Below are 25,841 nucleotides of genomic sequence, written 5' to 3' on the forward strand. Positions count from 1 at the left end.
ACTGCCGGGCCGCTGCTACCGGTATGTGACGGTGACCGGCGCGTGGACGTTGCGCTGCGGCAGGGTGACGTTCAGGGTCTTGGAGCCCGCGTCCCACGTGTACGCCTGGGCGGACAGGTGGGCCCCGTTCGCGGTGACCTGCCGGGGCGCGTGGTCCACCCTGACCGACAGGGTCCACACGCGGTCCTTCGGCTGACCCCGGAAGGACCCCTTCGCCGGGGCGATGGACACCGTGTGGCGCCCGCCGGACTCCCGGTGGGAAACCTTCGTCGTGGCGCTCCGGGCCTTGCCCGCGGCGCCCCCGTCGTCCTCGTACAGGCTGAACGAACCGGAGCGGCCCGGGGCGACGGTGAGCGTGAGGTCGTTCGCACCGGACGCCCCGTCGTGGGCGACGTCATGGGTGCGGCTCGGGACGACGGCGCCCGCCCTGACGAACACCGGCATGGTGTCCAGCGTCGTCGTGACGTCCTGCGTGGTGCCGCCCTCGTACGTCTTGCCGGTGAAGTAGTCCGTCCACCGCCCCGGCGGGAACCACACCGACGTCTTCGCGGAGGTGCCGGGCGTGGTGACCGGGGCGACCAGCATGTCGGAGCCGTAGAAGTACTCGCTGCCGGCCGTCTCGTACGCCTGCCGCTCCTCCGGATACTCCAGATACATCGGCCGGACGATCGGCACACCGGTCCGGTTGGCCTCCTCCGCGAGCGTGTACGTGTAGGGCAGCAGCTTCTCCCGCAGGTTGAGGAACTTCTTCGCGGACGCCGACGCCTCCGCGCCGTACTGCCAGGGCAGCCGGTCGCTGTGGTTGCTGTGCAGCCGGTCGACGGGCTGGAAGGTGCCGAACTGCACCCAGCGCGCGTACAGGTCGTCGGGCAGCTTCGTCGTGGTGTGCGTGCCGCCGCCGTCGGTGTACGTCTCCGAGCCCTTCAGGCCCGTCGTGTCGTTGTGGCCACCGATGTCATGCGTGACGTTGGCCATCCCGGTCGCCGCCGACTCGGCCGGGGTGTACCCCACCTCGAACTTCAGCGTGCCCCAGGTGGACGAGGTGTCGCCGGTGAAGTGGACCGTGGTGCGCTTGTCCGCCCAGGGCCCGGTGGGCACCGACTGCTGGCCGCTGTAACCGGCCGCCTGGAGCGAACCGTAGGCGCGCGAAAGGACGAACGGCCGGTCGAGGTGTGTGCCGGTGGTGTCCGCGTACTGCTGGTTGATCCACGCGTCCGGGGTCACACCGGGCAGCGAAGACTGCGAGGCGTCGCAGCACCAGTCCAGCCACCAGAAGTCGTTGCCCTGCTCGTCCATGGTTCGGTGCAGATCCATGTACGCCTGCAGCTGATCGGGGTCGCCGAAGTCGAAGACGTAGCAGTCCGGCCCCGCACCGCCGCCGCAACTCCCCTTCTTCAGCTTGCCCTTGGCGGTTCTCTGTGCCTGGTCGAACTGCGGGTCGGCCGCGAGGATGCTGGGGTGCACATTGAGCGTGTTGTGCAGCCCCTGGGACTCGGACCAGTCGAAGAACCCCTTCGGATCGGGGAACTTGGCCGTGTCGATCTCCCATCCGCTCCACGCGTTGACGGCCTTGTAGTCGGTGTCCGTCACCAGCACGTCCAACGGCACGTCCTCGGAACGGAACTTCGGCAGGATCGTGTTCCGGTAGTCCGCGTCCGTTCGGTCGATGTACTCCGAGTACCAGACCCCGTACGCCCAGGAGGGCAGCAGCGCGGGCGGCCCGGTGAGGGTCGCCAGGTCGCCGAGGCCCTGCTTGTAGTCGTGGCCGTAGCCGAAGAGGTAGCCGTCCTGGTACGGGGCGCCGCCGTGCCCGGAGCGCTGGGTCACCTTGCGGGTGGCGGAGTCGTAGAGCGCGGACGGGGTGTCGTCCAGGAGGTACCAGCCGTCCTGGTTGAGCAGGCCCGGTGTGGTGGCGGGGGCCGCGCCGTTGCCGGTGACGCCGTCGAGGCCGCGCCGGTAGCCGCCGAGGGCCAGATGGGGCTGCGGGGCCGGGTCCCCGGTCGCGGCGACGGATACGGTGTCCGCGTTCACATGGCAGCTCCCCGCGTCCGGGCAGGCGAGCGTCACGTCGTTGGCGCCCGCCTCCAGGTGGACGGGCACGGTGGCCGTGGACCAGGTGTCCCAGTCGTCCGTCGCGGGGAACGACAGGGTGCCGGTGGCGCCGCCCGCCGACACGGTGGCGGTGCGCGTCTCGTGCCGGCCGTCGCCGCCCGGGCCGTTGGCGTAACGGACCCGCAGGCTGTACGTGCCGGCCGAGGGGACCTCCACCACATGCGTGGTCAGCGACGAACCCTGGTTGAGCTCCGCGACGAAGCCGGTCCCGGCGAAGCCCGTGTGATCGGTGGCGGCCGCCGCCGAACCGATGACGCGCCCCGCCTCCGCCTCACAGCTCACCCCGAACCGGCAGTCGCCGATCGTCGTGCTGGACGCGGGCGGGAACGCCTCTCCCTCGCCCAGCAGCGCGACGCTGTCCACGTTCACACTGCCGGAGTCCGAAGCGCCCCGGGTCAGACCGACCGAGTGGTGTCCGGCGCCCAGCCGGACATCGGCGTAGACCGTGTCCCAGGTGTCCCAGTCCGCCGTCGGCGGCAGCGTCACCCGTTGCTCGTCACCGCCGTCCACCGACAGGGTGAGGGTGCGCGGCTCGCTCTTGCCGTCGCCGCCGCGCGCATTGGCGTACCGCACGGCGAACCGGTAGGCACCCGCTGCTTTGACATCGATGTCAGAGGACAGGGAGGCGCCGGTGCTCTCGAAGCCGGCGGCGAACCCCGACCCGGTGTAGCCGTCGTGGTCGGACGCCACGGAGACCCCGCCGGCCCGCAGGTTCTCCGCCTCGCACAGCTCGCCCGGCGCGCAGGTGATGCGGTGCCAGGGGCTGGCGGTCACGGGGGAGTCGCCGGCGTTGAGCCGGACCGACAGGTTGCTCGCGTCGAACGGCCCGGAGCCGACCTTGTACCGCAGGGTCACCGCGCTCGTCCTGACGGTGAGCCAGCCGTCCGCCGTCTTCGCGGTGTACGCGGTCGGAGCGAAGGAGCCCCGGCCCAAGGCGTTGAACGTCGCCTCGTCGGTGAACGCGCCGTCGCCCGCGTACTCGGTCCGGATCAGCGTGGGCGACAGGACCTGGAACCGGGCGTCGCCCGAGGTGACCGTCGGGACGCGGTGGCTGTGCGGACCGCCGGCCGACGCCGGACCCGCCGTCCCCGTCACCGTCATGGCCGCGGCGGTCCCGAGGACGGCGGCTCCACCGATCCACCGCCGCAGCCCTCTGCGTCGCCTCGCGGATGGAGGTTTCATGTGCGACTCCGTTCTCACGCCGACCGGTCGGCCCGTCCGCACCGCACCGCTCGTTGTGCATCGTTGGAAAAGTGCAAGTGGCATGAGAGTACGCCCATGGGACGGTGTCCATAAGGCGGGCAGCGGAAGCGAGTCGCCGCCGCCGCGTGGGCCACCGGGAATTCAGCCGGTTCGCCCGCTCGCCCCGGCGGCTCCCGCTGGTCGGAGGCGTCGGCGGGCTCACCGGGATCGGGCTCGGTGTCCCCGTCGCCGCGACGGGCCGCAAGGACTGAGGCCGCCCGAGTGCCCTGCTACACCGGCGGGTTGAGCTTGCGGAAGTACGTCCAGCTCGTCTCGTTCGGCTCCCTCCACTTCTCCGGTGCGTGCGCGAACTCCGGGTGGCGGTCGGCGATGTAGGCGCGGGTGCGCTCGGGCACCTCCGCGTACGAGCCCAGCTTGCGGCCCCGGCAGTGGAACGTCAGCCCGCCCGGCGCCCGGCCGCGGGCCATCCACGGCAGCCAGGGGGACATCCGCGTCCACGACATCGCGGCGGGCACACTCGGCGCCGGACCGGCCAGGTCCGCCCGGTCGGCGAAGAACTGGAACAGCTCCAGCGCCCGGTAGGTGTCCCCGGACGAGTGCGCGGGGTACTCCGCGACGGTCAGAGGGGACGGATAGGCCAGCGGGATCTCCAGGCTGAAGCACACCTGGGTGCCCAGCTCCGTCATGGGCACCGGGAAGGGCCGCCACTTCTGGTTGGCCGGGTCGTTCCAGACGTGCACCACCGGCAGGTCCTGCCAGGTATCCAGGATCTCCCGGGTGAGCGGGTCGAGGTAGAAGGCGGCCTCGCGGGTGAGCAGTTGGTACGCGTCGGGTCCGGCTTCCGCGTCCTGGACGAGGCGGGCCGCGTTGACCCCCTCGAAGCCGAAGAGGCGCTGGTAGGGCTGGTCGGGAGCCCAGGAGTACACATCGCCCGACCACCAGTACGTGACCTCCTCCCCGTCGAGGGAGGCCCGGGTGCGGGCGAGGAGGCGGAGCAGCTCAGCGGGTGTGGTCATACGCAGCACTCTGCGCGAGCACCGCTCCGGCCGGGGGCGTAACACCGCGTCCGGGGGCCGAACGGCTGAAAACCGCCGTTCCCCGGGCCCCGGCCGCCACGGAACACCCGCACACGGTTCACGAAGACCGGTGAATTCGCCGATGGCGTGGGCACCCCCTGCCCGGCACCTTGTGCGGGCAGGCCACCACATCCCCACGTTCCCCTCAGGAGTGCCCATGCCTCGTCGTTCACCGCACAGGCTCCTCGGCGTCCTCGCGGCCGTCACGGTCGCGTTCACCCTGTTCTCGCCGTCGTCCGCGGCCGGAGCCGCCGAGACGGCCGCCCCGGCCCGCGCGGCCGCGGTGCAACCGCTGGCGACCAGCACCCCGGTCGTCTTCGTCCACGGCTACACCGGCAGCGCCTCCAACTGGGTCACCGCCATGAGCGTCTTCCGCCTCAACGGCTGGTCGAGCTCGAACCTCTTCGCGTACGAGTACGACTCCTACGGCAACAACATCACCAACGCCCAGGGCCTCGCGGCCTTCGTCAACGACGTGAAGTCCCGGACCGGGGCGAGCAAGGTCGCGATCGTCAACCACTCCATGGGCGGCCTGGTCAGCCAGTACTACCTGAAGGTGCTCGGCGGCAACACCAGCGTCAGCCACCTCGCGTCCCTCGCCGGCGCCAACCACGGCACCACGGCCGCCGGCGCCTGCCTGATCTACACGACCTGCCAGCAGATGTACCCGGGCTCCTCGTTCATCGCGCAGATCACCTCGGGTGACGAGACCCCCGGCGACACCAAGTACGCCACCTGGTACTCGGCGTGCGACGGCGTCATCCTCCCGTACACCAGCACCCGCCTCAGCGGCGCGACGAACAACAACGTGGTCTGCCAGACCCACATCGGATACCTGGCCGACACGGTCGTCCTCGGCCAGGTCGCGCGGTTCATCGCCTCCTGATCCGCGCGACCCGGAAGGGTCCGGTCCCCGACGCCCTGCCGCCGGGGACCGGATCCTCCCGCCGTCCGGTCAGGCCCGGCCGCCCCGACGGCGCATCGCGGTGAAGCCCAGGGCGCCCGCCCCGGCCGCGACGAGGCCCGCCGCGCCCACCGCGGTCGCCGAGAGACCGCCGCTCCCGGTCTCCGCCAGCTGTGCGGACATGCCGGACGTCGAGGAGCCGGTCCCGGTGCCCGACGCGGCGGGGGAGGACGACGCGCTCGCGGTGACGGACGGGGAGGGGGACGGGGTACCGGTGGTGGCCGCCGCCTTGTTCACGGTGACCACGGCGCCCTTGCCGCAGCTGGTGATGCCCCGGAACGGGATCGCACCCCCGTTGACGATGGCGCACGGGGACACTTCGGTCTTTCCCAGCGGCGCGTCCTTGCGGTAGGTCACGCGGATGTCGACGGACGTGCTGCCGTGCGCCGGGAGGGAGGCGTCCTTGCCGATCACGTCGTACCCGAAGACGTCCGGTTCGGCGTTCGAGGTGATCGGCTTCAGCGTCGTCCACGCACCCGAGCGCCGCACCTGGACGGTGGTGTACCGGTTGGTGAACAGCACGTCCGTGACGTTCTCGTACGCCGAGGGGGTCGGGTTGTCGACCGTGGCCTTGAAGGCGATCGCCGGGCCGCCGGCCGTCGCGGTGGCCGGCACACCGGACAAGTGGGTGTCCAGCCCGTCGACCTGCACGTCGTCCACATCGGTGTCGTTGGCGGCGCCCGCAGCCCCGTAGGAGATCATCGTCGTCAGCTTGAGGTGGTCGGTGCCACCGTTGCTGGCGCCGTTGTGCGGGGTGCCCATCGGCAGGCCGAGGCGCAGCTGCACCGTCCGGGACTTTCCGGCGGCCAGCGGGAACTGCTCGGGGAGCTCACCGCCGTACACGGTGCCATCGATGATCTCCAGCGGCACGGACTTCCAGGTCGTTGCGTCGAGCCGGTACTCCAGGCTCAGCCCGTGCTCCGGCAGGTCGTTGACGCTGTCGATGCGGTAGATGAGGCGCGCCGACGAGGTGTCGTTCGAGCCGGTGTTGGACGCCGTGGTGGTGAAGGCGACCGGCAGACCGCCGAGGCCGACTGTCGCGGGCGCCTCGGTTGCCACGGTCAGTTGGGGCATGCCGGTGTCGGCCAGGGCGGCGGGGGCCAGGGCGGCTCCGGTGAGGGTCAGGATCAGGCCGGCGGCCGAGGCGACGGCGGACGAACGCAGGCTGCGCGCAACGGTGTTCAAGATTTCCCCCCAGGGAATGTGGGCGGCGCGGCCGGTTGCCGCGTCCCGCCGACGACGGGTGGATCAGCCCGTCGTCTCACCCAGTTGGACAGGCCGCCCGCGCTCCGGGTTGTGACCCCGAGTGTCATGGTTCTGTGACAGCCCCGCCGGCCGCTCTCACCCCCGCAACCCGTAGAAGCGCATGGCCGAATTCGGGGCGAAGCCGATCCGGGGGTAGACCGGGGCCCCCGCCGCCGTCGCGTGCAGGGTGGCACGGGTCAGACCGGTGGCGCGGGCCCCCTCGTACAGCGCCTTGCGCGTCACCGCCTCCCCGTAGCCCCGGCGCTCCCACGCCGGATCGGTGGCGACCAGCACGACGAAGAGCCGGCCCGCCGCCTCCACCGTCGCGGCACACGTCACCGGCACACCGTCCCGCAGCCCCAGGTACGCATGGACCCCCTTCTTCCACAGCGCGGACCCGGCCAGCCCGTCGCGGCCCGCCTCCAGGGGAAAGCCGTACGCGCGCGAGTTGAGGTCCGCGTACGCCAACAGGTGGGCGTCCTCGCTCACCCGTACGAACTCCAGCTCGGGGTGGGCCGGTTCGGGTAGCGGGAACAGGTCGCCCGCCATGCCCGTGCCGGGGAAGGCGTAGGCGAGACCGGCGCGCTCGGCCGCCGTGTCCAGCGAGGCGCGCGCCTCCGCGTCGAGCAGCCCCTCGAAGACCCAGAGGAAGCCCGGCCGGCTCTTCGCCCGCATGATGTCCGCCGCCTCGCCCAAGCGCCGGGCGGCGAGCTCCGTGTCCGCGCCGACCTCGGTCAGGGTGACGCAGTTCCAGAACGCGAATCCGCAGTCGGCCCAGCGCACCGCGATCCCGGGCAGGTCCCGTACATCCGCGCCTGCGTCCCGGTCGAGCACCATGGTCCGCCAGCCGACGGTGAGTTGTTCCATCGATTCGACCGACTCCGCGAGATCCGCCACCACAACTCCTGAAGGTTTCGAAGAACGGGCTTGACCTGGAGCGCACTTCAACGCCGAGCATGACGGACATGAACGCGAACACGAACCGCACCGACGCGCACACCACCCACCCCAACGACGCGAGCCCCCGGATCGTTCTGGGCACCATGGGCTTCGGCACACAGGTCGACCCCGACACCTCCTTCGCCGTCCTGGACGCCTTCGTCGCCGGTGGCGGCGGCTGGCTCGACACCGCCAACTGCTACTCCTTCTGGGCCGACCCCAGCGGCGTCGGCGGCGCCAGCGAACGCGTCATCGGCGCCTGGCTGGCGGCCCGCCCCGGCGCCCGCGACGCCGTACGCATCGCGACCAAGGTCCGGCAGAATCCGCTCGTCCCGCACTCCTGGCCCGAGAGCGCCGAAGGCCTCTCCGCCCGCGCCGTCCACGCGGGCATGGCGGAGAGCCTGGAACGCCTCGGCGTCGATCACGTCGACCTGCTGTGGGCGCACGCCGAGGACCGCACCGTCCCCCTGGAGGAGACGGTCGGGGCCTTCGGTGAACTGGTCACCAAGGGACTGGCGTTGCGGGTCGGCGCCGCGAACCACACCGCCTGGCGCGTCGAGCGGGCCCGGTCCCTGGCCCGTGAGCAGGGCGCGGAGCCGTGGACCGCCCTGCAACTGCGCCACTCCCTCGTCCAGCCGCGTCCGCTCACCCCCGTCGCGGAGGGCGGCCACCGCCACCTCACGCCCGAGGACCTGGACCTCGCCGAGGCGGAAGGGCTGGAGGTGTGGGCGTACAGCTCCCTGCTCTGGGGCGCCTACACGCGCCCGGAGAAGCCCTTCCCCGACACGTACGACCACCCCGGCAGCACCGGGGTGCTCGCCGTCCTGGACGAGGTCGCCGACGAGGTCGCCGCGACGAAGAACCAGGTCGTCCTGGCGTGGCTGCTGCACCAGGGCATCGCCCCCATCGTCGGCGTGAGCCGCGTACAGCACGTCGAGGAAGCGCTCGCCGCCCGGGACGTCCGGCTCACCGACGACCACCTGGCGCGGTTCGAGGCGGCGCGCTAGCGGGGCGCTCCTCGCGGACCCGGGGCCGGTCGGGGGCCTCCTCGCTCCCGGCTTCCGTGCCCAGCCCGGCCAGCAGCCGCAGCCCGTCCTCCGCGGGGCTGCCGGGCGCCGCCGACAGCACGATCATCTCCCGGCCCGGTGGGTCGGCAAGCGAGAAGTTCTCCTGGTGCAGCTCCAGCAGGCCGACGAGCGGATGCCGGTAGACCTTGCGCCCATGCGTACGGGCGCGCACGTCCGCGCGGGCCCACAGCCGGCGGAAGCGGTCGCTGCCCATCGACAACTCCCCGATGAGCGAGGCGAGCCGCGCGTCGTCCGGGTACTTCCCGGCGGCCAGCCTCAGATGGCCGACCGCGTCGAGGGTGCACTGCTCCCACTCCGCGTACAGACCCCGCTCGGTCTCCTCCAGGAAGAGGTGGCGGGCGGTGTTCATCCCCGGCAGCGGCCGGCCGTACAGCAGCCGGGCCAGGCGGTTGCCCGCGAGGACGTCCATGCGGTGGTCCATGATCAGCGCGGGTGCGTCGGTCACCAGGTCGAGCACCCGCAGCACCTCGGGCCGGACCCGCCCGCCGGGCGTCTTCGCGCGACGGCGCGGCTGCCGGGCGAGCCGGTCGAGGTGCTCGCGCTCGGTCTCGTCCAGGCCGAGGACGCGGGCGAGCGCGTCGAGGACCTGTTCCGATGGCTGGGTCGCGCGCCCCTGTTCCAGGCGTACGTAGTAGTCGACGCTCACCCCGGACAGGTGCGCGACCTCTTCGCGGCGCAGCCCGTCGACCCGGCGGCGGCTGTCGGCCGAGATGCCGGCGGAGGCCGGATCGACCCGGGCGCGCCGGGTCCGAAGGAATCCCGCGAGATCGTCCATGCCCCCAGTATGGCCACGCCCGGCCCGCGCGAGGGTGGCCCTGCCGGTACCAGGAAGTCCCGTCCGACGGAAGCGGCGCCCCTGAACAACGGGCGTTCCGGCCTCCAGGATCGAACCATCCGATCCGAAGGAGTGCGGTTCCCATGAAGACGCTCATCGTCCACGCCCACCCCGAGCCGAAGTCCCTCAACGGCTCCCTCAAGGACCTCGCGGTCTCGACCCTGGAGGCGGCCGGTCACGAGGTGCGGGTGAGCGACCTGTACGCGATGAACTGGAAGACCACCGTCGACGCGGCGGACTACGGGCCCGACGCCTCGGACCCGCTCCGGCCGGCCCGTGACTCCGGCCGAGCCTTCGACGCCGGCACGCTCACCCCGGACGTGCGCGCCGAACAGGAGAAGCTGCTGTGGGCGGACACCGTCATCTTCCAGTTCCCCCTGTGGTGGTACACGATGCCGGCCATCCTCAAGGGCTGGGTGGACCGCGTGTTCACGTTCCACTTCGCTTACGGCGTCGGCGAGCACAGCGACACCAAGTACGGCGAGCGCTACGGCGAGGGCACCCTTGCGGGCCGCCGGGCGATGCTCTCGGTGACCGTCGGCGGCCTCGAATCCCACTACGCGCCCCGCGGCATCAACGGCCCCATCGACGACCTGCTGTTCCCGATCCAGCACGGCATCCTCCACTACCCCGGCCTGGAGGTGCTTCCGCCGTTCGTCCTCTACGGCACCGACCGGATGACCGACGCGGACTACCCGGAAGCGGCCAAGGCCTGGCAGGAACGCCTGCTCACGCTGGAGACCACCGCCCCGGTCCCGTACCGCCGCCAGAACTTCGGCGACTACGAGATCCCGTCCCTGCACCTCAAGGAAGGCCTGGAACCGGCGGGCCGCACGGGCTTCGGGCTGCACGTTGGGGACTGACCGACGCGGGAAGCCGTCGATTGCATTAATGAGCGTGTGCAAGTATTGTCGATGCATGTAAAAAGCGCCTGCATGCATGAGCGGCGGGCCGGACCGGCCCGGCCCGCCGCACGGCGTACGACGAACACGCAAAGGACCACCCCCCATGACTTCCGTGCCCTCGATCACGCTCAACAACGGCGTCCGCATGCCCCAGCTCGGCTTCGGCGTCTTCCAGGTCCCCGACGAGGAGACCGCCACCGGGGTCGGGCACGCCCTGGACGCCGGCTACCGCAGCATCGACACCGCCGCGGTCTACGGCAACGAACGCGGCGTCGGCCGGGCCATCGCCGACTCCGGCCTGCCGCGCGAGAAGCTCTTCGTCACCACCAAGCTGTGGAACGCCGACCAGGGTTACGACCGGACGCTCGCCGCCTTCGACGCCTCCCTGGACAAGCTCGGCCTGGACCACGTGGACCTCTACCTCATCCACTGGCCCACGCCCGCCCGGGACCTCTACGTGGAGACGTACAAGGCGCTGGAGAAGATCCTCGCTGACGGCCGCGCCCGCGCGATCGGCGTCTCCAACTTCCAGGTCCCCCACCTGCGGCGGCTCATGGAGCACACCGGCACCGTCCCCGCCGTCAACCAGGTCGAGCTGCATCCCGGCCTCCAGCAGGCCGAGCTGCGCGCCTTCCACGCCGAGCACGGCATCGCGACCGAGGCGTGGAGCCCGCTGGCCCAGGGCGCGGTGCTGGAGGACGAGGCGGTCACGCGGATCGCTCAGGCCAACGGCGTAACGCCCGCACAGGTCGTGCTGCGCTGGCACCTGGCGACGGGCAACATCGCGATTCCCAAGTCCGTCACCCCCGCCCGCATCCGGCAGAACCTCGACGTCTTCGGCTTCGAGCTCACCGACGCCGACCTGGCCGACCTCGCCGCCCTCGACCGGGGACTGCGCATCGGCCCGGACCCCGACACCCTCAACTGACCCGCGCGGGCCGTGTCGCCGGCCCCGGCGCGAGGAGGACCCGCCATGCACATCGATCTCTCCGGCCGTACCGCCCTGGTCACCGGCTCCACCCAGGGCATCGGCGAGGCCATCGCCGTCGGGCTGGCCCGGGCCGGCGCCCATGTCGTCGTGAACGGCCGCGGTCAGGAACGGGTCGCCGAGGCCGTCCACGCCGTACGGACCGCCTCGGGGAACGACGAGGTCACCGGCGCGGCGGGCGACCTCGCGACCGAGGACGGCGCCGCCGCCGTCCTGCAGGCCGCACCGGCGGTCGACATCCTGGTCAACAGCCTCGGTGTCTTCGGGTCCGCCGCCCCGCTGGAGATCGAGGACGCGGAGTGGCGCCGCTACTTCGAGGTCAACGTCCTCTCCGCCGTCCGGCTCATCCGCGCCTACCTGCCGGGCATGAAGGGCAACGGCTGGGGGCGCGTCCTCAACATCGCCAGTGACTCGGCCGTGGTCATCCCCGCCGAGATGATCCATTACGGCATGACCAAGACCTCGCTGCTCGCGGTCTCCCGGGGCTTCGCCAAGGAGGCCGCGGGCACCGGCGTCACGGTCAACTCGGTCATCGCGGGCCCCACCCACACCGGCGGCGTCGAGGACTTCGTCCGCGAACTCGTCGGCGACGACCTCCCCTGGGGCGAGGCCCAGCACGAGTTCATGGTCAAGCACCGCCCCCAGTCCCTGCTGCAACGCCTCATCGAGCCCGAGGAGATCGCCAACATGGTCGTCTACCTCGCCTCGCCGTACGCCTCCGCCACCACGGGCGGCGCCCTCCGCGTCGACGGCGGGTACGTCGACTCGATCCTGCCCTGAGCCCGCCGGCCGCTACCGCTCGTCCACGCCCGCGTCCTGCGCCGCCATCACCTCGTCGCCGTGCTCGAAGGCCCACGCCCCGATGGCGTCGATGGATCCCGGCAGGGTGCGCCCCAGATCGGTGAGCGCGTACGCCCCTCGGGTACGTGCACCGGCTCGTACGGGACACCGGGTGCGAGCCCCTGCCGGTGGTGCGATCGCCTGGGCGTCGGCTCCCTCGCCGACCCACAGTCCGATGAACAGCGCCGCCGTCGCTTCCAGGAGCCCCGCGCGTTCCAGTCCGCCGCCCCTGGCGTACGCGGCCGGTTGACAGGGCCCGGGCCCGCGAAAATCGTCGGGGCCCGGCCGCGCGTTCGTGAAAGGGTGCGATCCGGCAGGGCCGAGGGGGAGGGGCATCGCTCATGGGGCTGACCTACGGCTACGACATCTACCTGCGCCCGCAGAACGTCGCCGGGGCGCTGGCCGCGCTGGCGGAGCTGGCGGCGCCGGACCCCGACGGGACTCCGCTCCACGTCACGCTGCCCGGTGGTGACCGGATCGCCCTTCCCTTCACCTCGCGGTTCGGGAGCGACCCGGTCGACTGCACCACGGGTGAGGACCTCGAACTCGACACCTCCCTCATGTTCGGCCCGGACGAGGCGATACGCGCGTACGCCGACCGGCCCGGCTACCCACCGGAAAGCGGCGGGCGGCTGGAGGTCGGCTACATCTACGCCACGGTCCGCTTCTCGTCCGCCCACCACCCGGGGTACGCGTCCATGGAGTTCTGGGCGGCGACCTCGGCGATGAGCCGCCTCTTCGAACGCTCCGTCACGGTCCGGGAGACGTTCACCGGCCTCGCGGCGGCCGCCGGGGGAGTGTGCTGCCTGTTCGACATCGGCGACGGCAGCCCAGGCGACGTGTGCTGGCTCAACGGGGAGACGCTCCGGGCGCCGATCGGCGGCCCCCGCTTCCCGGACGTGGACACGCTGGTCGCGGCCTGGCCGGACCCCGGCGCGGGGTGACGGTCCGGGAGGCGGGCCGGGGCGCGGTCCGGGAGACGGTCTGGGAGGCCGGTCGGGACGCTGTCCGCCGTAAGGCCGCCGCACGCGCCGTTGACGTGCCCATGGCGCTTCGCTAGCGTCGGAGAGCGTTCTCCTGCGCGTCGGCGGAGCGCTCTCCGCCGCCCCCACACACGTTTCGGGAGCCCCCTCATGAAGCCTGCGCGTCCCCGGGCAGCCCTCCTCGGCGCTGTTCTGACAACGTTGTCCGCGCTCCTCGTGGGCGCCGTCCCCGCCGTCGCCGCCCCGGAGGCGGCGGTGTGCAACAAGTACTGCGACGCGCGGGACCCGGCGCTCAGCCCCCAGGACCGTACTCCCGTCACGGCGACCGTGGACTCCCGCACGATCGCCCTCCACTTCGACGACACGGACGCGATGGGCTGGGGCTCCATCGACAACGGCGGGGCCGGCGACCACGTCTGGCTGGACCGGTCCATGGACGGCGGCAGGACCTGGGCATCGGGCAGCAAGCTGGGTGACACCGCCGTGCCGTCCGGGGGCCGGGGCTGGCGCACCCAGATGTACAACGTGGACGACTGGAACACCCAGGGCGTCGGAGCGCTGCGCGCCTGCGGGCAGCCGGCGGGCGGCGGCGCCATCGCGTGCACCCCCTGGGCCCGCACCACCTGGAACGCGGCACCGCCGCCGCGACCGCCCTGATGATGTCGTTCGACCGGGGCACCAAACTCTTCGGCGGCAACGGCTGGTGGACCGCGGCCAACGCGCTGACCGCCGTCATCGACAACATCCGGATCACCGGCATGGGCAGTTACCGGTACGCCATCGCCGACACGTACGAGAAGAACATCAACGCCCAGGGCGGCCAGTTCCGCAACGAGTACCTGGACGACACAGGCTGGTGGGGCCTCGCCTGGATCGCCGCGTACGACCTGACGGGGGAGAGCCGCTACCTCGACACCGCACGGGCCGACGCGGACCACATGTTCGCCAACTGGAACGGCACCTGCGGCGGCGGGGTCCGGTGGAACACCGACGGCAACTACAAGAACGCCATCACCAACGAACTCTTCCTCGCCCTCACGGCGGCCCTGCACAACCGCATCCCCGGCGACACCGTGTACCTGGACCGGGCGAAGAACGAATGGGACTGGTTCCAGCGCAGTGGCATGATCAACGGTGACCGCATGATCAACGACGGTCTCGACGGCAACTGCGCCAACAACGGCCAGCCCACCTGGACCTACAACCAGGGTGTCGTCCTGGGCGCGCTCACCGAACTGCACCGGGCCACCGGCGACCAGGGCCTCCTGACGACCGCGCGCGGCCTCGCCGACGCGTCCACCGTCCGGCTCCAGACCGACGGCGTCCTGCGCGAACCCGGCGAGGGCGACGGCTGTGCCGGGGACGGCCCCAGCTTCAAGGGCGCCTATGTGCGCGGCCTCGGCGCCCTCAACCGCACGCTCTCCGACCACCCGTACGCCGCACCCCTCACCCGCTGGGCCGACAGCGCCCACGACCGCGACCGCAACGCCCTCGACCAGTACGGCCCGCACTGGAACGGCGGCGGCGGGACCACCGACTACGGCTGCCAGCAGAGCGCACTCGACCTGCTCAACGCCGCCACCGGCTGACCCGGCGGGGCGCCCGGTACGCGAAATGCCGGGCGCCGTCACCCGGGAAGGAGCACGCGGCTGAGTACGATCCCCTGATGAGCGATGCGCATGCGGCCGGAGTGATCCGCGTGGTCGGCGCGGCGACGAACAACCTCAAGGACGTCACCGTCGACGTGCCCAAGAAGGCGCTCACCGTCGTCACGGGGGTGTCCGGCTCGGGCAAGTCGTCGCTGGTGCTGGACACGATCGCGGCCGAGGCCCAGCGGCTGGTCAACGACGCCTACCCGACGTTCGTACGCAACCGGCTGCCGCAGCTGCCCGCGCCCGAGGTCCAGTCGATGGACGGGCTCACCTTCACGGCGCTGATCGACCAGCGCCGCTTCACCGGCAACGCCCGCTCGGTCGTGGCGACCGCCTGCGACGTCGCACCGCTGATGCGGCTCGTGTTCTCCCGGATCGGTGAACCCTCCGCCGGCTACACACCCGCGTACTCCTTCAACGACCCGACCGGGATGTGCCCGCGGTGCGAGGGCATCGGCACCGTGGTCGACATCGACGCCGCCGAACTCATCGACCCGGAGAAGTCCATCAACGAGGGGCCGGTCCGCTTCAGCCTGTTCCGGCGGGGCGGATACCGGTGGAAGCGGTTCGCGTACAGCGGACTGTTCGACCGGGACAAGCCGCTGAAGGACTACACGGACGAGGAGATGGACCTCTTCCTCCACGCCGAGCAGCTGAAACTCCCGGACCCGGACCCCGAGTTCCCGAAGACCGCCCGCTTCGACGGCGTCGTCACCCGTATGCGCGACACCTTCGTCAAGAACCACCCGACGAAGATCTCCGCCCAGGTCCGCGAGGAGCTGGACCGCATCACCACCCGCCACACCTGCCCGGAGTGCCGGGGCACCCGGCTCAACGAGGCGGCCAGAGCCAGCCTGATCGACGGCCGTTCCCTCGCGGACTGGTCGGCCATGTCGGTCACCCGGCTGCGGGAACTGCTGGCGGACACCCACGACCCGCGCGTCGAGCCCGCGCTCGACGGCATCCGCGCCACGCTCGACGCCCTCCGCTCCGTCGGCCTGGGCTACCTCTCCCTGGACCGGACCTCCTCCACCCTCTCCGGCGGCGAGGCCCAGCGGGTGAAGATCGTCCGGCACCTGGGCAGCGCCCTCACCGACGTCACCTATGTGTTCGACGAGCCCTCCGTCGGTCTGCACCCCGTCGACGTCCACCTCCTCACCCATCTGCTGCTTCGGCTGCGGGACTCGGGCAACACCGTGCTGGTGGTCGAGCACCACCGGCAGATGATCGGCATCGCGGACCACGTCATCGACGTCGGCCCGGGCGCCGGGGCGGACGGCGGGCGGATCGAGTTCGAGGGCACGCCCGACGCGCTGCGCACGAGCGGCACGGTGACCGGGCGCCTGCTCGGGACCCCGCTGGAGATCGCCACCACCGCCCGCCCGTGGCAGGGCTCCGTCGTCGTCCGCAAGGCCCGCGCCAACAACCTGACCGGCTTCGACGCGGAGTTCCCGCTCGGCGTCCTCACCGCCGTCACCGGAGTCGCCGGCTCCGGGAAGAGCTCCCTCGCCACCCGGGAACTCCCTGCCCAGCAGCCCGAGTTCACGGTGGTGGGCCAGGACCCGCTGCGCGGCGGGCAGCGGTCCACCTCGCTGTCCATCCTCGGCGTCGCCGACCACGTCCGGGGCGCGTTCGCCCGGGCGTCGGACCTGGACCCGTCCTGGTTCAGCTTCAACTCCAAGGGCGCCTGCCCCGCCTGCCGGGGCAAGGGCCACCTCACCACCGAGCTGGCGTTCCTGGACGACGTCTCCACCCCGTGCGACGTCTGCGGCGGCCTGCGCTTCAACGACACCGCCCTCGCCGTCACGGTCCGGGGCAGCACCATCGCCGATGTGCTCTCCATGGCCGCACACGACCTCGCGGACCGGTTCCCCGACGATCCCGGGATCGTCGCGGCGATGTCCTGGCAGCAACGCGTCGGCCTCGGCTACATCGCCGTCGGCCAGTCCCTCGACACCCTCTCCGGCGGCGAGAAGCAGCGACTCCTCCTGGCCCGCCACCTCAGCGGCGTCGACGACCTGGCCGGCGAGCGGATCGTCCTGGACGAGCCGACCACCGGACTGCACCCCAGCGACGTGGACCGGATCAACGTGCTCTTCGACGACCTCCTGGAGGCCGGGGCCACGCTCGTCGTGGTCGAGCACAACCTCCGCGTCGTCGCCCGCGCCGACCACGTCATCGACATCGGGCCCGGCGCCGGCACCGACGGCGGCCGGGTCGTCTTCACCGGCACCCCCGCCGCCCTTCTCGACGACGATGCCTCGCTGACCGGCCGCGCCCTTCGGCTCGCCTCCGCACCCGAGACCCGGCCTCGGCGCAGGAAGGCCCGCGGCCGTACGGCAGAGTAGGGGCATGCCGACCTACACGACCATGCCGTACCACCTGGAGACCGAGCGGCTGACCCTGCGCCCCTGGGCCGAAACCGACGCCGCCGAGTTCAGCGAACTCCTCTCCGAGCGCGGCGAGGAGAACTACACCGTGGAACGCGCCCGCAAGGGCATCGCCGGTCTCCTCGCCGGCACGGAGAACACCGGCATCGCGCTCCTCCCCATCCAGCGCCGCGACGAGGGCGACTTCATCGGCTACTGCGGACTGATCATCGGCCGCTCCACCCTGGAGGAGCCCGAGATCGCCTACGAGCTCTTCCGACGTGCGCACAACAAGGGTTACGCCACCGAGGCAGCCCGCGCCGTGCTCGGCGCCGCCGCCGCGACCGGGCGGCGACGGCTCTGGTCGACCGTCGCCACCTGGAACGCGCCCTCGCTCCGGGTCCTGGACAAGCTCGACTTCGTGCGGGACCACCTGTCCATGGAGGAGAACGGCGAAGTCGTCTGGCTCACCCGCGAGTTGCCGTAAACGCTAGATCCGGCGCCGGTACGCGAACACCCACCTGTTCCCCTCCAGCGCGTCGTTCGGCTCCGGCAGCGGGCCGCGCCCGTGGCGGCGGGTGAACTCGAAGGGGGTGTGCGTCGACGCGGACCAGCCCCGCGCGGCGAGCCGCCCCGCCGAGTCGGGGCGCGGGCCCAGGTCGAAGAGGCCGAGCAGGTCGATGCCGATCTGTTCCCGTGTCGCCGTGTAGATCGCGCTGTCCCGGTACGCCAGGAGATCCGCCTCCAGCTTCGCCTCGAAGGCCAGCGCGCTTCCCTCGGTGGCCAGCAGGTCCACGGTGTCCACGAGATACGTCTCGGCGGGGCCCGGCAGGTAGAACAGCAGCCCCTCCGCCAGCCAGATGCTCGGCGCCGCCGGATCGAAGCCCGAAGCGGTCAGCGCGGCGACCCAGTCGTCGCGCAGGTCGACCGGGATCAGCACACGCTTCACCCTCGGCGCGGCCGACAGGTCCGCGAGGACCTGGTGCTTGAAGGCCAGCACGCCCGGCCGGTCGACCTCGAAGAACACACAGTCCGACGGCCAGTCCAGCCGGAACGCCCGGGTGTCCAGCCCGGCGCCCAGGAGCACCACTTGACGGGCGCCCGTCAGCACCGACCGGACGACGAAGTCGTCCAGGACCCGGGTCCGCAGCCCGAAGTAGCGGGCGAACCGGCCCCACAACGCGTTCTCGTCCCCGTCCGGCACCTCCTCGATGCGCACGGGCCACCCGTCACAGGCCGGCGCGGCCCGCACGAAGTGCTCGGCGTAGATGTCGCGGGCCAGGCTGTCCCGGCGACGGGTCTCGATCGCGCGGGCGGCGGCGACCAGCAGAGCGGTCAGCCCCACACCCCCGTCCACGCCTTCCGCCGCCAGGCCCTGGGACGTCGTACCGCATACCTCGTTCATCGGTTCCTTCCCTCCGGGATCAGGACCGGTTTGACCACCCGGCCCGCTTCGCAGTCGCGTTCGGCCTCGTTGACGTCGGCCAGGGGATAAGTACGGATCAGCTGGTCGAAGGGGAAGCGCCCGGCCCGCCACAGCTCCGTCAGGACGGGGATCAGCAGCTCCGGCACCGCGTCCCCCTCGCAGATGTGGCGGACGCTCCGGCCCCGGTCCAGCGTCCCCGGCTCCAGCGGCAGGGCGCTGTGCAGCCGCGCCACCAGGCCCAGCGTCCCGGTCGGGCGCAGCGCCCGGAGCGCGTCGTTGATCAGCGCGGGCGACGCCGTCGTGTCCAGTGCGTACCGGGCGCCGCCGTCCGTCAGCCGGCGGATGTGCTCCGGCAGCCCGGCCGCGTCGGTGGGCAGCGGGACGGCACCGAACCGCTCGGCGAGCTCCAGCCGCTGGCGGTGCCGGTCCACCGCCACGACCGCAGCCCCGGCCGCCCCCGCCGCCATGACCGCGGCGAGCCCCACCGCCCCGGCGCCGAGGACCACCAGCGTGTCGCCGGGCCCGGCGCGGAAGGTGTTCAGCACCGCCCCGGCCCCGGTGAGGAAGCCGCAGCCGAGCGGCCCGAGCAGTTCGACGGGCAGCGCGGGGTCGACGCGGACGGCGTTGCGGGCGGAGACGAGCGCGTACTCGGCGAACGAGGACTGGCCGAACCACCGCGGAGCCAGCGCCATCCCGTCCGCGTCGCCGAACCGGGGCGGCTCCTGCGCACGCCCTCCGAAGAGATTGAGCGCGGCGAAGGAGTCGCAGTACGCGGGGGCCGCGCCGCGGCAGTTCCGGCAGTGTCCGCAGGAGTCGAAGCTCAGCACCACGTGGTCGCCGACGCCCGTCTCCGTACCGGGCCCGCCGCCCGACGCCACGACGACCCCGGCCCCCTCGTGGCCGAGGACCGCCGGCAGCGGGCTGCGCCCGGCCGACCCGCGCACCGCGAGGTCGGTCCGGCACATTCCGGCGCCCGCGATCTCCACCAGCAGCTCACCGGCGGCGGGTTCGGTGTGCAGGACGACGTCCTCGACCGCGAACGGCTCCTCGTACGCGCGCAGCACCGCCGCCCGGAATCTCCTGGTCACGGCTCCTCCGGGCGGTGGACGACGAACGGCCGCAGATTTCCATAAAGCCCCCAGGGCCCGCCCGCGACGCCGACGCCGCTGTCCTTGATCCCGGCGAACGGCTGGGCGAGCGACAGCTCCGCGTGATGGTTGATCCACGCCGTGCCGCACTCCAGCCGGTCCGCCACCGCCTCCGCCCGGTCGAGATCGGTGCCCCAGACGGAGCCGCCCAGACCGAAGCCCGTGCCGTTCGCCGCGGCGACCGCCTCGTCGACGCTTCCGTACGGCAGCACCGGCAGGACCGGCCCGAACTGCTCCTGGGTCACCACCGCGCTGCCGGGCGGCACATCGGTGAGGACCGTCGGGGCGAAGAAGTGGCCGGGCCCGGCCGCCCGGTGCCCGCCGGCCGCGGCCCGGGCGCCGTCGGCCAGGGCCCGTCCGGTGAGCTCCGCCACCCGGGCCAGCTGCGGGGCGTTGTTGACGGGACCGATGCGGGTGTCCGGGTCGAGGCCGCTGCCCACCGCGACGGACTTCGCCCGCAGGGCCAGCGCCTCGACCACCTCCGCGTGCAGCCGGGCCGGGGCGTACACCCGCTTGACCGCCATGCAGACCTGCCCACAGTTGCGGAACGCGGCCCAGAACAACCGGTCCGCGATCCCCTCCACGTCGACGTCGTCCAGCAGGACCGCCGCGTCGTTCCCGCCCAGTTCCAGGGTGACCCGGGCGAGGGAGGAGGCCGCCCCCTCGGCGACCGCCCGCCCGGTGGCCACCGAACCGGTGAACGTGACGTGCCGGATGCCCGGATGCGACGCGAGGCGCGCCCCGAGGGGTTCGCGCCCGGTGACGACGGTCAGCACGTCCTCGGGCAGGACGGCCGCCAGCAGGGACCCCAGCAGCCGGGTGGCCAGCGGGGTGTACGGGGACGGCTTGAGGACCACGGTGTTGCCCGCCGCGAGCGCGGGCGCGAACTTCGCCGCCGCCAGTTGCAGCGGGAAGTTCCACGGCACGATCGCGGCGACCGGCCCGACGGGACGCCAGCGGACCTCGCTGCGCACGGGCCGCCCGTCGCTGATCCGCCGCGTCCTGGGGGCCAGGTCCGCGAAGTACCGCAGCCGGGCCGCCGTGCGGGCGACCTCGGCGTACGACTCGGCCAGCGGCTTGCCCTGCTCCCGGGTGAGCAGCCGCGCCAGGTCGTCACCGGCCGCCTCCACGGCGTCGGCCGCGCCACGCAGCGCGTGTGTCCGGGCGGCGGCGTCGGCCCGCCACCCGGACCAGGCCCGGTGGGCCCGGTCGACCACCGCGTCCAGCTGGTCCGGCCGCAGGTCGGGGGCCTCGCCGCAGGTCTCCCCGGTGGCCGGGTCGGCCACGGCGAACCACGCGTCCCCGCCCCCGCGCCCCACCTCGTCGAAGGTCCGCATCCCGGCGGTCAGCCCGCGAGGGTGACGCCGGCCGCGAACTCCCGGGCATGCCGGTCCATCTCCGCCCGGAACGCGGCCACCAGATGCGGCTGAATCCTTCCGGCATTGCGGTCACCGCCCTCGCAGACCGCCCCGCGCACCCCCACGATGTCCGTGCCGATCCGGGTCAGCGTGGCGAGGTCCGCCTGCTTCACGCTGCCCGCGAGGGCCGCGAGCAGCCCGGAGGCGTGGGCGAGTCCGACGAACTCGGCGCAGACGTCCGGCGGTACGTGGTCGAACAGCCGTGAGCCGTCCTTGATCGCCGTGTCGAGCATGGCCGCGTCGGCGCCGGACCGGGCGGCGATGTCGGGCAGCGCGAGCGGGTTGACGCAGCCGACGCGGTGGGCGTCGGCATAGCCCGAGGCGACGACCAGGGCCTCGGGGCGGTAGTCCTTCACCGCCCGCACGACCGCCCGCATCACCTCGATCCCCTGCTCGGGAGTGGTGCACCCGTAGAGCCCGACCTTGATGTACGTGGCACCCGAGACGACGGCCCCCAGCGCCGCCTGGGCCACCGTGCCGGGCTTGTACGGAACGTCGCCCACGGTCGCGGACACCGGCTTGCCGGCCGGCACCGCCTCCCGGATCTCCCTGATCACCCAGGGGAAATTGGCGCCGAGCGACCCCTCGTCGGGCTTCTTCACATCGACGATGTCCAGATACTCCGCCGCCTTCGCGCAGTCGACGGCTTCCTCGACGCTGTCCGGAGAGATGAGAAGCAACACCTTGGGCTCCTTCCGCCGCAGGGGTGCGGATCACCAGGTTGACCTGCGGTGCGCTTATCATTTCCGCCGCCCAGGGCCCCCGGTAGAGCGTGCGGAGACCCCCGGGAGCACGGCGGCCCGAGCGCACAGCGCCGCACGCCCCGGCGCGCGGAGGCGCGTGGGATCATGCGGGGATGAGCACAGACCTGGAAGTGAGCGCGCTGGCGGTCAACATCACGATCCCGGCGGAGCTCCGCTGGACCGACACCCGGCGCGGGACGGAGTTCCAGCTCACCACCCTCAACATCCGGCTCCTGCCCGACGGCCGCCTGGCCGCGAAGGCGTACGGGCGTCCGGTGGAGGGCGGACGCGGCGCCTATGTGTCGTTCCCGGTGCCCGACCGGCCGGAACTGGCGGCCCTCGTCGCCGAGGGGGCGAGCCGCGCCGGCACGCTGTGGGCGGCCCATCGCGGACTCGGCTGAGCCCGGCGGCGGACGCGCGAAGCCCCCGCGAGCGGACCGCTCGCGGGGGCACACGGCCGGGGTGCTCAGCTCTCCAGGGAGAACGTCTGGGCCGCTGATCCGTCGCACGGCTGCTGCGAGAGGTGCGCCCCGTTGGCGGTGGACGCACCGTCCACGGCCAGGCACTTGCCGCTGTTGCGGGCGACGAAGCGGTAGCGGCCGGCCGTGCCGGAGGGCTCCGCCCGCCACTGCTGGTTGGTGCCGCCCACGTAGGACCACAGGTGCACCCGGGTGCCGGACGCGGTCGCGCCGGGGCCGCCGTCGACGTCCCACACCTTGCTGTTGTGCCGGTTGACGACCTGGTAGGTGCCGTCACCGGCGGACCGGAACTGCCAGCCCTGGTTGGCGCCGGTGGTGCAGCTCCACTGCTGGAGCGCGGTCCCGTCGGCGGTGCCCCAGTCGGCGGCGTCCAGGCAGGCACCGCTGTTGGCGTTCTTCACCCGGTACCAGGCGGACGAGTCGATGGAGCCTGCGGGAGGCTCCGTGGTGCCGCCGTCGGTGCCGCTCCACACGAAGGTGGCGACCGCGCCCGCGGGCAGCGTGTAGACGAGCGACCTGCCGTTGTCGGTCAGTGAGAACTTCTGCGCGCTCGTGGCCGAGTTGACGACGTACGCGGCACGGGTGCCGTCCGGGTTCTGGAAGGCGACGTTCTCCACCCCGCCGTTGCCCTGGCTGGTCGAGCCGATGCGGGTGGCGCCGGGCTTGACGAACTTGGCGAGCTGGCCCAGCACGTAGAACTCGGCGTTGCGCGTCACGTTGCCGTTCGCGATCTCCACGACGCCGTTGCAGCGGTCCGAGCAACCGCCCTGGTGGGGGCCGCCGTTCTGGTCCAGGGCCAGGTTCCAGTCGATGACCGTCTCGCCGCCGTTGCGCATGTTCTGCACGACGAGGTTCTCGGCGTGCCACTTGAGGGTGTCGGCGAACGTGGTGGACCGGTCGGCGCTCTCCGTACCGGAGCACTCGGTGAAGAAGACCCGCTTCCCGGCGTTGACGACCTGCTGCTGGGCGGACGGGTTGCCGCCGTAGCAGTGGAACGCGGCGCCGATCACCCGGCTCATGCCCGGGGTCCCGTTGAACACCTCCAACGGGTAGTTGGGGTGGTCCCAGTTGTGGTCGAAGGCCAGCAGGTTCGTCGGCAGGTTCGCCGCCGTCAGCGTACGGTCGAGCACCTTGAAGAATTCCGCCTGCTGGGACGACGACATGGTCATCGACGGGTAACTCGCGGCGAACTCGGGCTCGTTCTGCACGGTGAGGTCGGTCAGCGTGATGCCCTGCTGCGCGTACGCCTTGATCGCCTTGACCAGGTAGTCGGCGTATGCCTGGTAGCTGTCCGTCTTGAGGCTGCCGCCGTTCAGCGCGTTGTTGGTCTTCATCCAGGCGGGCGGCGACCAGGGCGTGCCCATGAAGCGGATGGCCGGGTTGACCGAGGTGGCCTGCTTCAGGACCGGGATGATCTCGGCCTTGTCCCGGTCGATGGAGAAGGAGCCGCGGGTGTCCTCGTACGTGTAGAGGCTGTTGTCCGCGTTGAAGTCGCTGCTGCCGAGCGGCTGGCGCAGATAGCTGAGCCCGATGCCGTCGCCGGCGGACGAGAACAGCGAGCTCATCAGCGCGTTCCGCTTGTCCTGCGGCAGGCCCTGGATCAGGTGGGCCGAGGCCCCGGTGACCGAGGCGCCCGCCCCGGTGAACTTCTGGCCCTTGCTGTTGGCGTCGACGCGGATGTCGACGCTCTGCGGCGAGCCCGTGAAGGCGACGGAGCCCTCTGCGGACAGCCTCTTCGCGCCGTCGGGGGTGGTGACCCATACCTGAGCCGTGGGGTCGGCGGCCTGCGCTGCCGTACCGCCGCCGGCCAGGCCGACGGCTGCGACGGCCATCGCCAGGGCCGCGCCTGCGGCGCGCGCCCGGGGGCGTGGGGGAGTGTCGTGGGACATGTGCGGCTCTCCTTCGGTCATGCCTGGGGGAGGACATGGCGCGTCCCCCGGACACCGCAGCGGGCCGCGGCTCCGTGGACGACGGCGATATGAAAGCACACCCACTAAGTGGTTAGTAAGTAGTCGTGCGCGCATTGGTGCGGGCGGTTTCCGCGCCCCCGCCGACCCCAGGTCAGCGGGCCGGACGCCCCCGTTGACCCCTGTTCCGGCCGGTCTAAGCTGTGCCGGTGAGCAACCAGTCAGCAGGCAGGTCCGGCCGGTCGGCCAAACCCCGCACGCCCAGGAGCCCGGAAGCCCAGCAGCGGCAGCGGGACATCCTGCACATCGCGATGGACACCTTCGCCGCCCGTGGCTACAACAACGCCTCGCTCGCCGAGATCGCCGACCGGGTCGGCCTCACCCAGGCCGGTGTCCTGCACTACTTCCGGTCCAAGGCGCTCCTGCTCACCAGCGTCCTCGAACTGCGCGACCAGTCGGACATCCAGCAGCTCGGCCCGGACCGCCCCCAGGGCCTGGCGTTCCTGCGCCACCTGGTCGACACGGCGGTCCGCAACGCCGAACGCGAGGGCATCGTGCGTCTGTACGCCGTCCTGTCGGCGGAGTCCGTCACGGACGACCACCCGGCGCAGGAGTACTTCCGGGACCGCTACGACGGGCTGCGAGGCCTCGTCGCCGACGCCCTCCGCGAGGCGTGCGGCCTCCCCGACGACGGGACGGAACAGGTCGCGCACGCCGCCGACGCGATCATCGCCGTGATGGACGGCCTCCAGGTCCAGTGGCTGCTCGCGCCCGGCGCCGTGGACATGGCCGCCTCGACGGACCTGGTCGTCAACGCCCTGCTCAGGACGCTGGCCCCGGACCGCTTCGGCGCGAACGGCTGAACGGCCCATAGGGCTCCTGCGTTCCGGTGATCTTCCGGCGGAGGTCGATCCGTTCCGCTCCCGGACGCCGTTGGCCATGGGGTGCGACCGCGCACCGCGCAGGAGACGAGCAAGGGTGTGAGGCACGGATGACCCGCATGGACCGCAGAAGCATGATGCGACTGACCTCGGCGGCGACGATCACCGGGGGACTGGCGGCCGGAGCCGCCGGAACCGCCCACGCGACGCGCAGGGCCGACCGGCAGTTCACCCTCGACGGCAGGCGCACCGGCGCGAACATCCCGGACGTGCTGACCGTCGGCGTCCCGTACTACGTGCGCTACGAACTGACGGACACCGAGGGCCGCGCCGCCGGCACCGAGAATGCGCACTGCCTGCCCGTCACCGTGGGGCCCGACGGCGCCTTCGTCATGGCGACCCTGGTCCTGGACCTCGCCGACGGGATGATCACGGCCTCCACCGCCTTCCAGCGCCCGCTCCCCGCCGTGACCGAGCTGCCGCTGGGCTCGCGCCGCTGGACCCACGAGTTCGCCGTCACCGGCGGCACCGGCGGCTACAACGGTGCGGAGGGCTCGGTCAGCATCGAGCACCTCACCCGCGACGAGGACACCCTCACCGTCACCCTGACGGACAGCGCCGGCTGAGACCGGGCGGCCGT

General features: G+C 72.2%; 22 protein-coding genes and 2 pseudogenes. 13 read left to right on the top strand and 11 right to left on the bottom strand.

Going from position 1 to position 25,841, the window contains the following annotated elements; translation table 11 throughout:
* Positions 1 to 15: 15 nt before the first annotated feature.
* Entirely contained in the window at positions 16 to 3,213 is a 3,198-nt protein-coding gene (locus ACFZAT_RS24590; protein ID WP_391267259.1) for a TIM-barrel domain-containing protein, read from the bottom strand.
* Between the two features lie 251 nt (positions 3,214 to 3,464).
* On the opposite strand from ACFZAT_RS24590, the pseudogene ACFZAT_RS24595 reads away from it, so the two are divergent.
* Positions 3,465 to 3,566: pseudogene (locus tag ACFZAT_RS24595) on the top strand (lysine transporter LysE); the annotation flags it as partial.
* Between the two features lie 18 nt (positions 3,567 to 3,584).
* Here the strand turns inward: ACFZAT_RS24595 and ACFZAT_RS24600 are convergent.
* Positions 3,585 to 4,331, bottom strand: coding sequence for a DUF1838 family protein (locus ACFZAT_RS24600; protein ID WP_391267094.1), 747 nt, complete (start codon positions 4,329 to 4,331; stop codon positions 3,585 to 3,587).
* 217 nt (positions 4,332 to 4,548) lie between these two features.
* On the opposite strand from ACFZAT_RS24600, the gene ACFZAT_RS24605 reads away from it, so the two are divergent.
* A complete protein-coding gene (locus ACFZAT_RS24605) occupies positions 4,549 to 5,277 on the top strand; it encodes an alpha/beta fold hydrolase (protein WP_391267095.1) in 729 nt (242 codons plus the stop codon).
* Positions 5,278 to 5,346: 69 nt separating this feature from the next.
* Here ACFZAT_RS24605 and ACFZAT_RS24610 read toward each other — a convergent pair whose 3' ends face one another.
* Positions 5,347 to 6,540 (bottom strand): hypothetical protein, encoded by a 1,194-nt coding sequence (locus ACFZAT_RS24610; RefSeq protein WP_391267096.1) that lies wholly within the window; start codon positions 6,538 to 6,540, stop codon positions 5,347 to 5,349.
* A gap of 156 nt (positions 6,541 to 6,696) precedes the next feature.
* On the bottom strand, positions 6,697 to 7,497 hold the full coding sequence (locus ACFZAT_RS24615) for a GNAT family N-acetyltransferase (RefSeq protein ID WP_391267097.1): 801 nt from the start codon (positions 7,495 to 7,497) through the stop codon (positions 6,697 to 6,699).
* Positions 7,498 to 7,556: 59 nt separating this feature from the next.
* On the opposite strand from ACFZAT_RS24615, the gene ACFZAT_RS24620 reads away from it, so the two are divergent.
* Positions 7,557 to 8,546: an aldo/keto reductase gene (locus tag ACFZAT_RS24620; RefSeq protein ID WP_391267099.1), complete on the top strand. Its 990-nt coding sequence runs from the start codon at positions 7,557 to 7,559 to the stop codon at positions 8,544 to 8,546.
* Here ACFZAT_RS24620 and ACFZAT_RS24625 read toward each other — a convergent pair.
* Positions 8,506 to 9,402: a helix-turn-helix domain-containing protein gene (locus ACFZAT_RS24625; RefSeq protein ID WP_391267100.1), complete on the bottom strand. Its 897-nt coding sequence runs from the start codon at positions 9,400 to 9,402 to the stop codon at positions 8,506 to 8,508. The genes ACFZAT_RS24620 and ACFZAT_RS24625 overlap by 41 nt on opposite strands.
* Positions 9,403 to 9,545: 143 nt before the next feature.
* Between ACFZAT_RS24625 and ACFZAT_RS24630 the strand changes: the two genes are divergently transcribed.
* The 3 genes from ACFZAT_RS24630 to ACFZAT_RS24640 all read left to right on the top strand — a co-directional run bounded on the left by ACFZAT_RS24630 (position 9,546) and on the right by ACFZAT_RS24640 (position 12,135).
* The gene (locus tag ACFZAT_RS24630) at positions 9,546 to 10,325 is read left to right on the top strand and encodes an NAD(P)H-dependent oxidoreductase (protein WP_391267101.1); all 780 of its coding nucleotides are present in this window, start codon (positions 9,546 to 9,548) and stop codon (positions 10,323 to 10,325) included.
* 145 nt (positions 10,326 to 10,470) lie between these two features.
* Positions 10,471 to 11,295, top strand: coding sequence for an aldo/keto reductase (locus tag ACFZAT_RS24635; RefSeq protein WP_391267102.1), 825 nt, complete (start codon positions 10,471 to 10,473; stop codon positions 11,293 to 11,295).
* A gap of 45 nt (positions 11,296 to 11,340) precedes the next feature.
* Positions 11,341 to 12,135, top strand: a complete 795-nt coding sequence (locus ACFZAT_RS24640) for an SDR family oxidoreductase (protein WP_391267104.1) — start codon at positions 11,341 to 11,343, stop codon at positions 12,133 to 12,135.
* Between the two features lie 12 nt (positions 12,136 to 12,147).
* Here ACFZAT_RS24640 and ACFZAT_RS24645 read toward each other — a convergent pair whose 3' ends face one another.
* On the bottom strand, positions 12,148 to 12,531 hold the full coding sequence (locus tag ACFZAT_RS24645; RefSeq protein WP_391267105.1) for a hypothetical protein: 384 nt from the start codon (positions 12,529 to 12,531) through the stop codon (positions 12,148 to 12,150).
* 5 nt (positions 12,532 to 12,536) lie between these two features.
* Here ACFZAT_RS24645 and ACFZAT_RS24650 point away from each other — a divergent pair, with 5 nt between their 5' ends.
* From ACFZAT_RS24650 to ACFZAT_RS24665, 4 genes and pseudogenes are all read left to right on the top strand, one after another.
* Complete coding sequence (locus ACFZAT_RS24650) at positions 12,537 to 13,139, top strand: hypothetical protein (protein WP_391267106.1); 603 nt, start codon at positions 12,537 to 12,539, stop codon at positions 13,137 to 13,139.
* 189 nt (positions 13,140 to 13,328) lie between these two features.
* A pseudogene (locus ACFZAT_RS24655) lies at positions 13,329 to 14,767 on the top strand (glycoside hydrolase family 76 protein).
* A 77-nt stretch (positions 14,768 to 14,844) separates the two neighbouring features.
* Positions 14,845 to 17,178, top strand: a complete 2,334-nt coding sequence (locus ACFZAT_RS24660) for an excinuclease ABC subunit UvrA (protein WP_391267108.1) — start codon at positions 14,845 to 14,847, stop codon at positions 17,176 to 17,178.
* Positions 17,179 to 17,182: 4 nt separating this feature from the next.
* Complete coding sequence (locus tag ACFZAT_RS24665; RefSeq protein ID WP_391267110.1) at positions 17,183 to 17,686, top strand: GNAT family N-acetyltransferase; 504 nt, start codon at positions 17,183 to 17,185, stop codon at positions 17,684 to 17,686.
* A gap of 3 nt (positions 17,687 to 17,689) precedes the next feature.
* Here the strand turns inward: ACFZAT_RS24665 and ACFZAT_RS24670 are convergent, their stop codons facing one another.
* The 4 genes from ACFZAT_RS24670 to ACFZAT_RS24685 are packed head-to-tail and all read right to left on the bottom strand — an operon-like array spanning position 17,690 to position 21,874.
* Positions 17,690 to 18,604, bottom strand: a complete 915-nt coding sequence (locus tag ACFZAT_RS24670; protein ID WP_391267111.1) for an SAM-dependent methyltransferase — start codon at positions 18,602 to 18,604, stop codon at positions 17,690 to 17,692.
* Positions 18,601 to 19,713: a zinc-binding dehydrogenase gene (locus ACFZAT_RS24675; protein WP_391267112.1), complete on the bottom strand. Its 1,113-nt coding sequence runs from the start codon at positions 19,711 to 19,713 to the stop codon at positions 18,601 to 18,603. The genes ACFZAT_RS24670 and ACFZAT_RS24675 overlap by 4 nt, the downstream gene beginning before the upstream one ends.
* Positions 19,710 to 21,110, bottom strand: a complete 1,401-nt coding sequence (locus ACFZAT_RS24680; RefSeq protein WP_391267113.1) for an aldehyde dehydrogenase family protein — start codon at positions 21,108 to 21,110, stop codon at positions 19,710 to 19,712. Before ACFZAT_RS24680 ends, ACFZAT_RS24675 begins: the two co-directional genes overlap by 4 nt.
* 8 nt (positions 21,111 to 21,118) lie before the next feature.
* A complete protein-coding gene (locus ACFZAT_RS24685) occupies positions 21,119 to 21,874 on the bottom strand; it encodes a (5-formylfuran-3-yl)methyl phosphate synthase (protein WP_391267115.1) in 756 nt (251 codons plus the stop codon).
* A gap of 173 nt (positions 21,875 to 22,047) precedes the next feature.
* Between ACFZAT_RS24685 and ACFZAT_RS24690 the strand changes: the two genes are divergently transcribed.
* Positions 22,048 to 22,335: a hypothetical protein gene (locus ACFZAT_RS24690; protein ID WP_391267116.1), complete on the top strand. Its 288-nt coding sequence runs from the start codon at positions 22,048 to 22,050 to the stop codon at positions 22,333 to 22,335.
* Positions 22,336 to 22,400: 65 nt separating this feature from the next.
* On the opposite strand, the gene ACFZAT_RS24695 is transcribed toward ACFZAT_RS24690, so the two are convergent.
* Positions 22,401 to 24,302: an RICIN domain-containing protein gene (locus ACFZAT_RS24695; protein ID WP_391267118.1), complete on the bottom strand. Its 1,902-nt coding sequence runs from the start codon at positions 24,300 to 24,302 to the stop codon at positions 22,401 to 22,403.
* 227 nt (positions 24,303 to 24,529) lie between these two features.
* Between ACFZAT_RS24695 and ACFZAT_RS24700 the strand changes: the two genes are divergently transcribed.
* Positions 24,530 to 25,183 carry a TetR family transcriptional regulator gene (locus ACFZAT_RS24700; protein ID WP_391267119.1) on the top strand — a complete coding sequence of 218 codons (654 nt, stop codon included), beginning with the start codon at positions 24,530 to 24,532 and terminating at the stop codon, positions 25,181 to 25,183.
* Between the two features lie 137 nt (positions 25,184 to 25,320).
* Entirely contained in the window at positions 25,321 to 25,827 is a 507-nt protein-coding gene (locus ACFZAT_RS24705) for a hypothetical protein (protein WP_391267120.1), read from the top strand.
* The last annotated feature ends 14 nt before the right edge of the window (positions 25,828 to 25,841 follow it).

Source organism: Streptomyces sp. NPDC008163, assembly GCF_042956885.1.
Taxonomy (GTDB): Bacteria; Actinomycetota; Actinomycetes; order Streptomycetales; family Streptomycetaceae; genus Streptomyces; species Streptomyces drozdowiczii_A.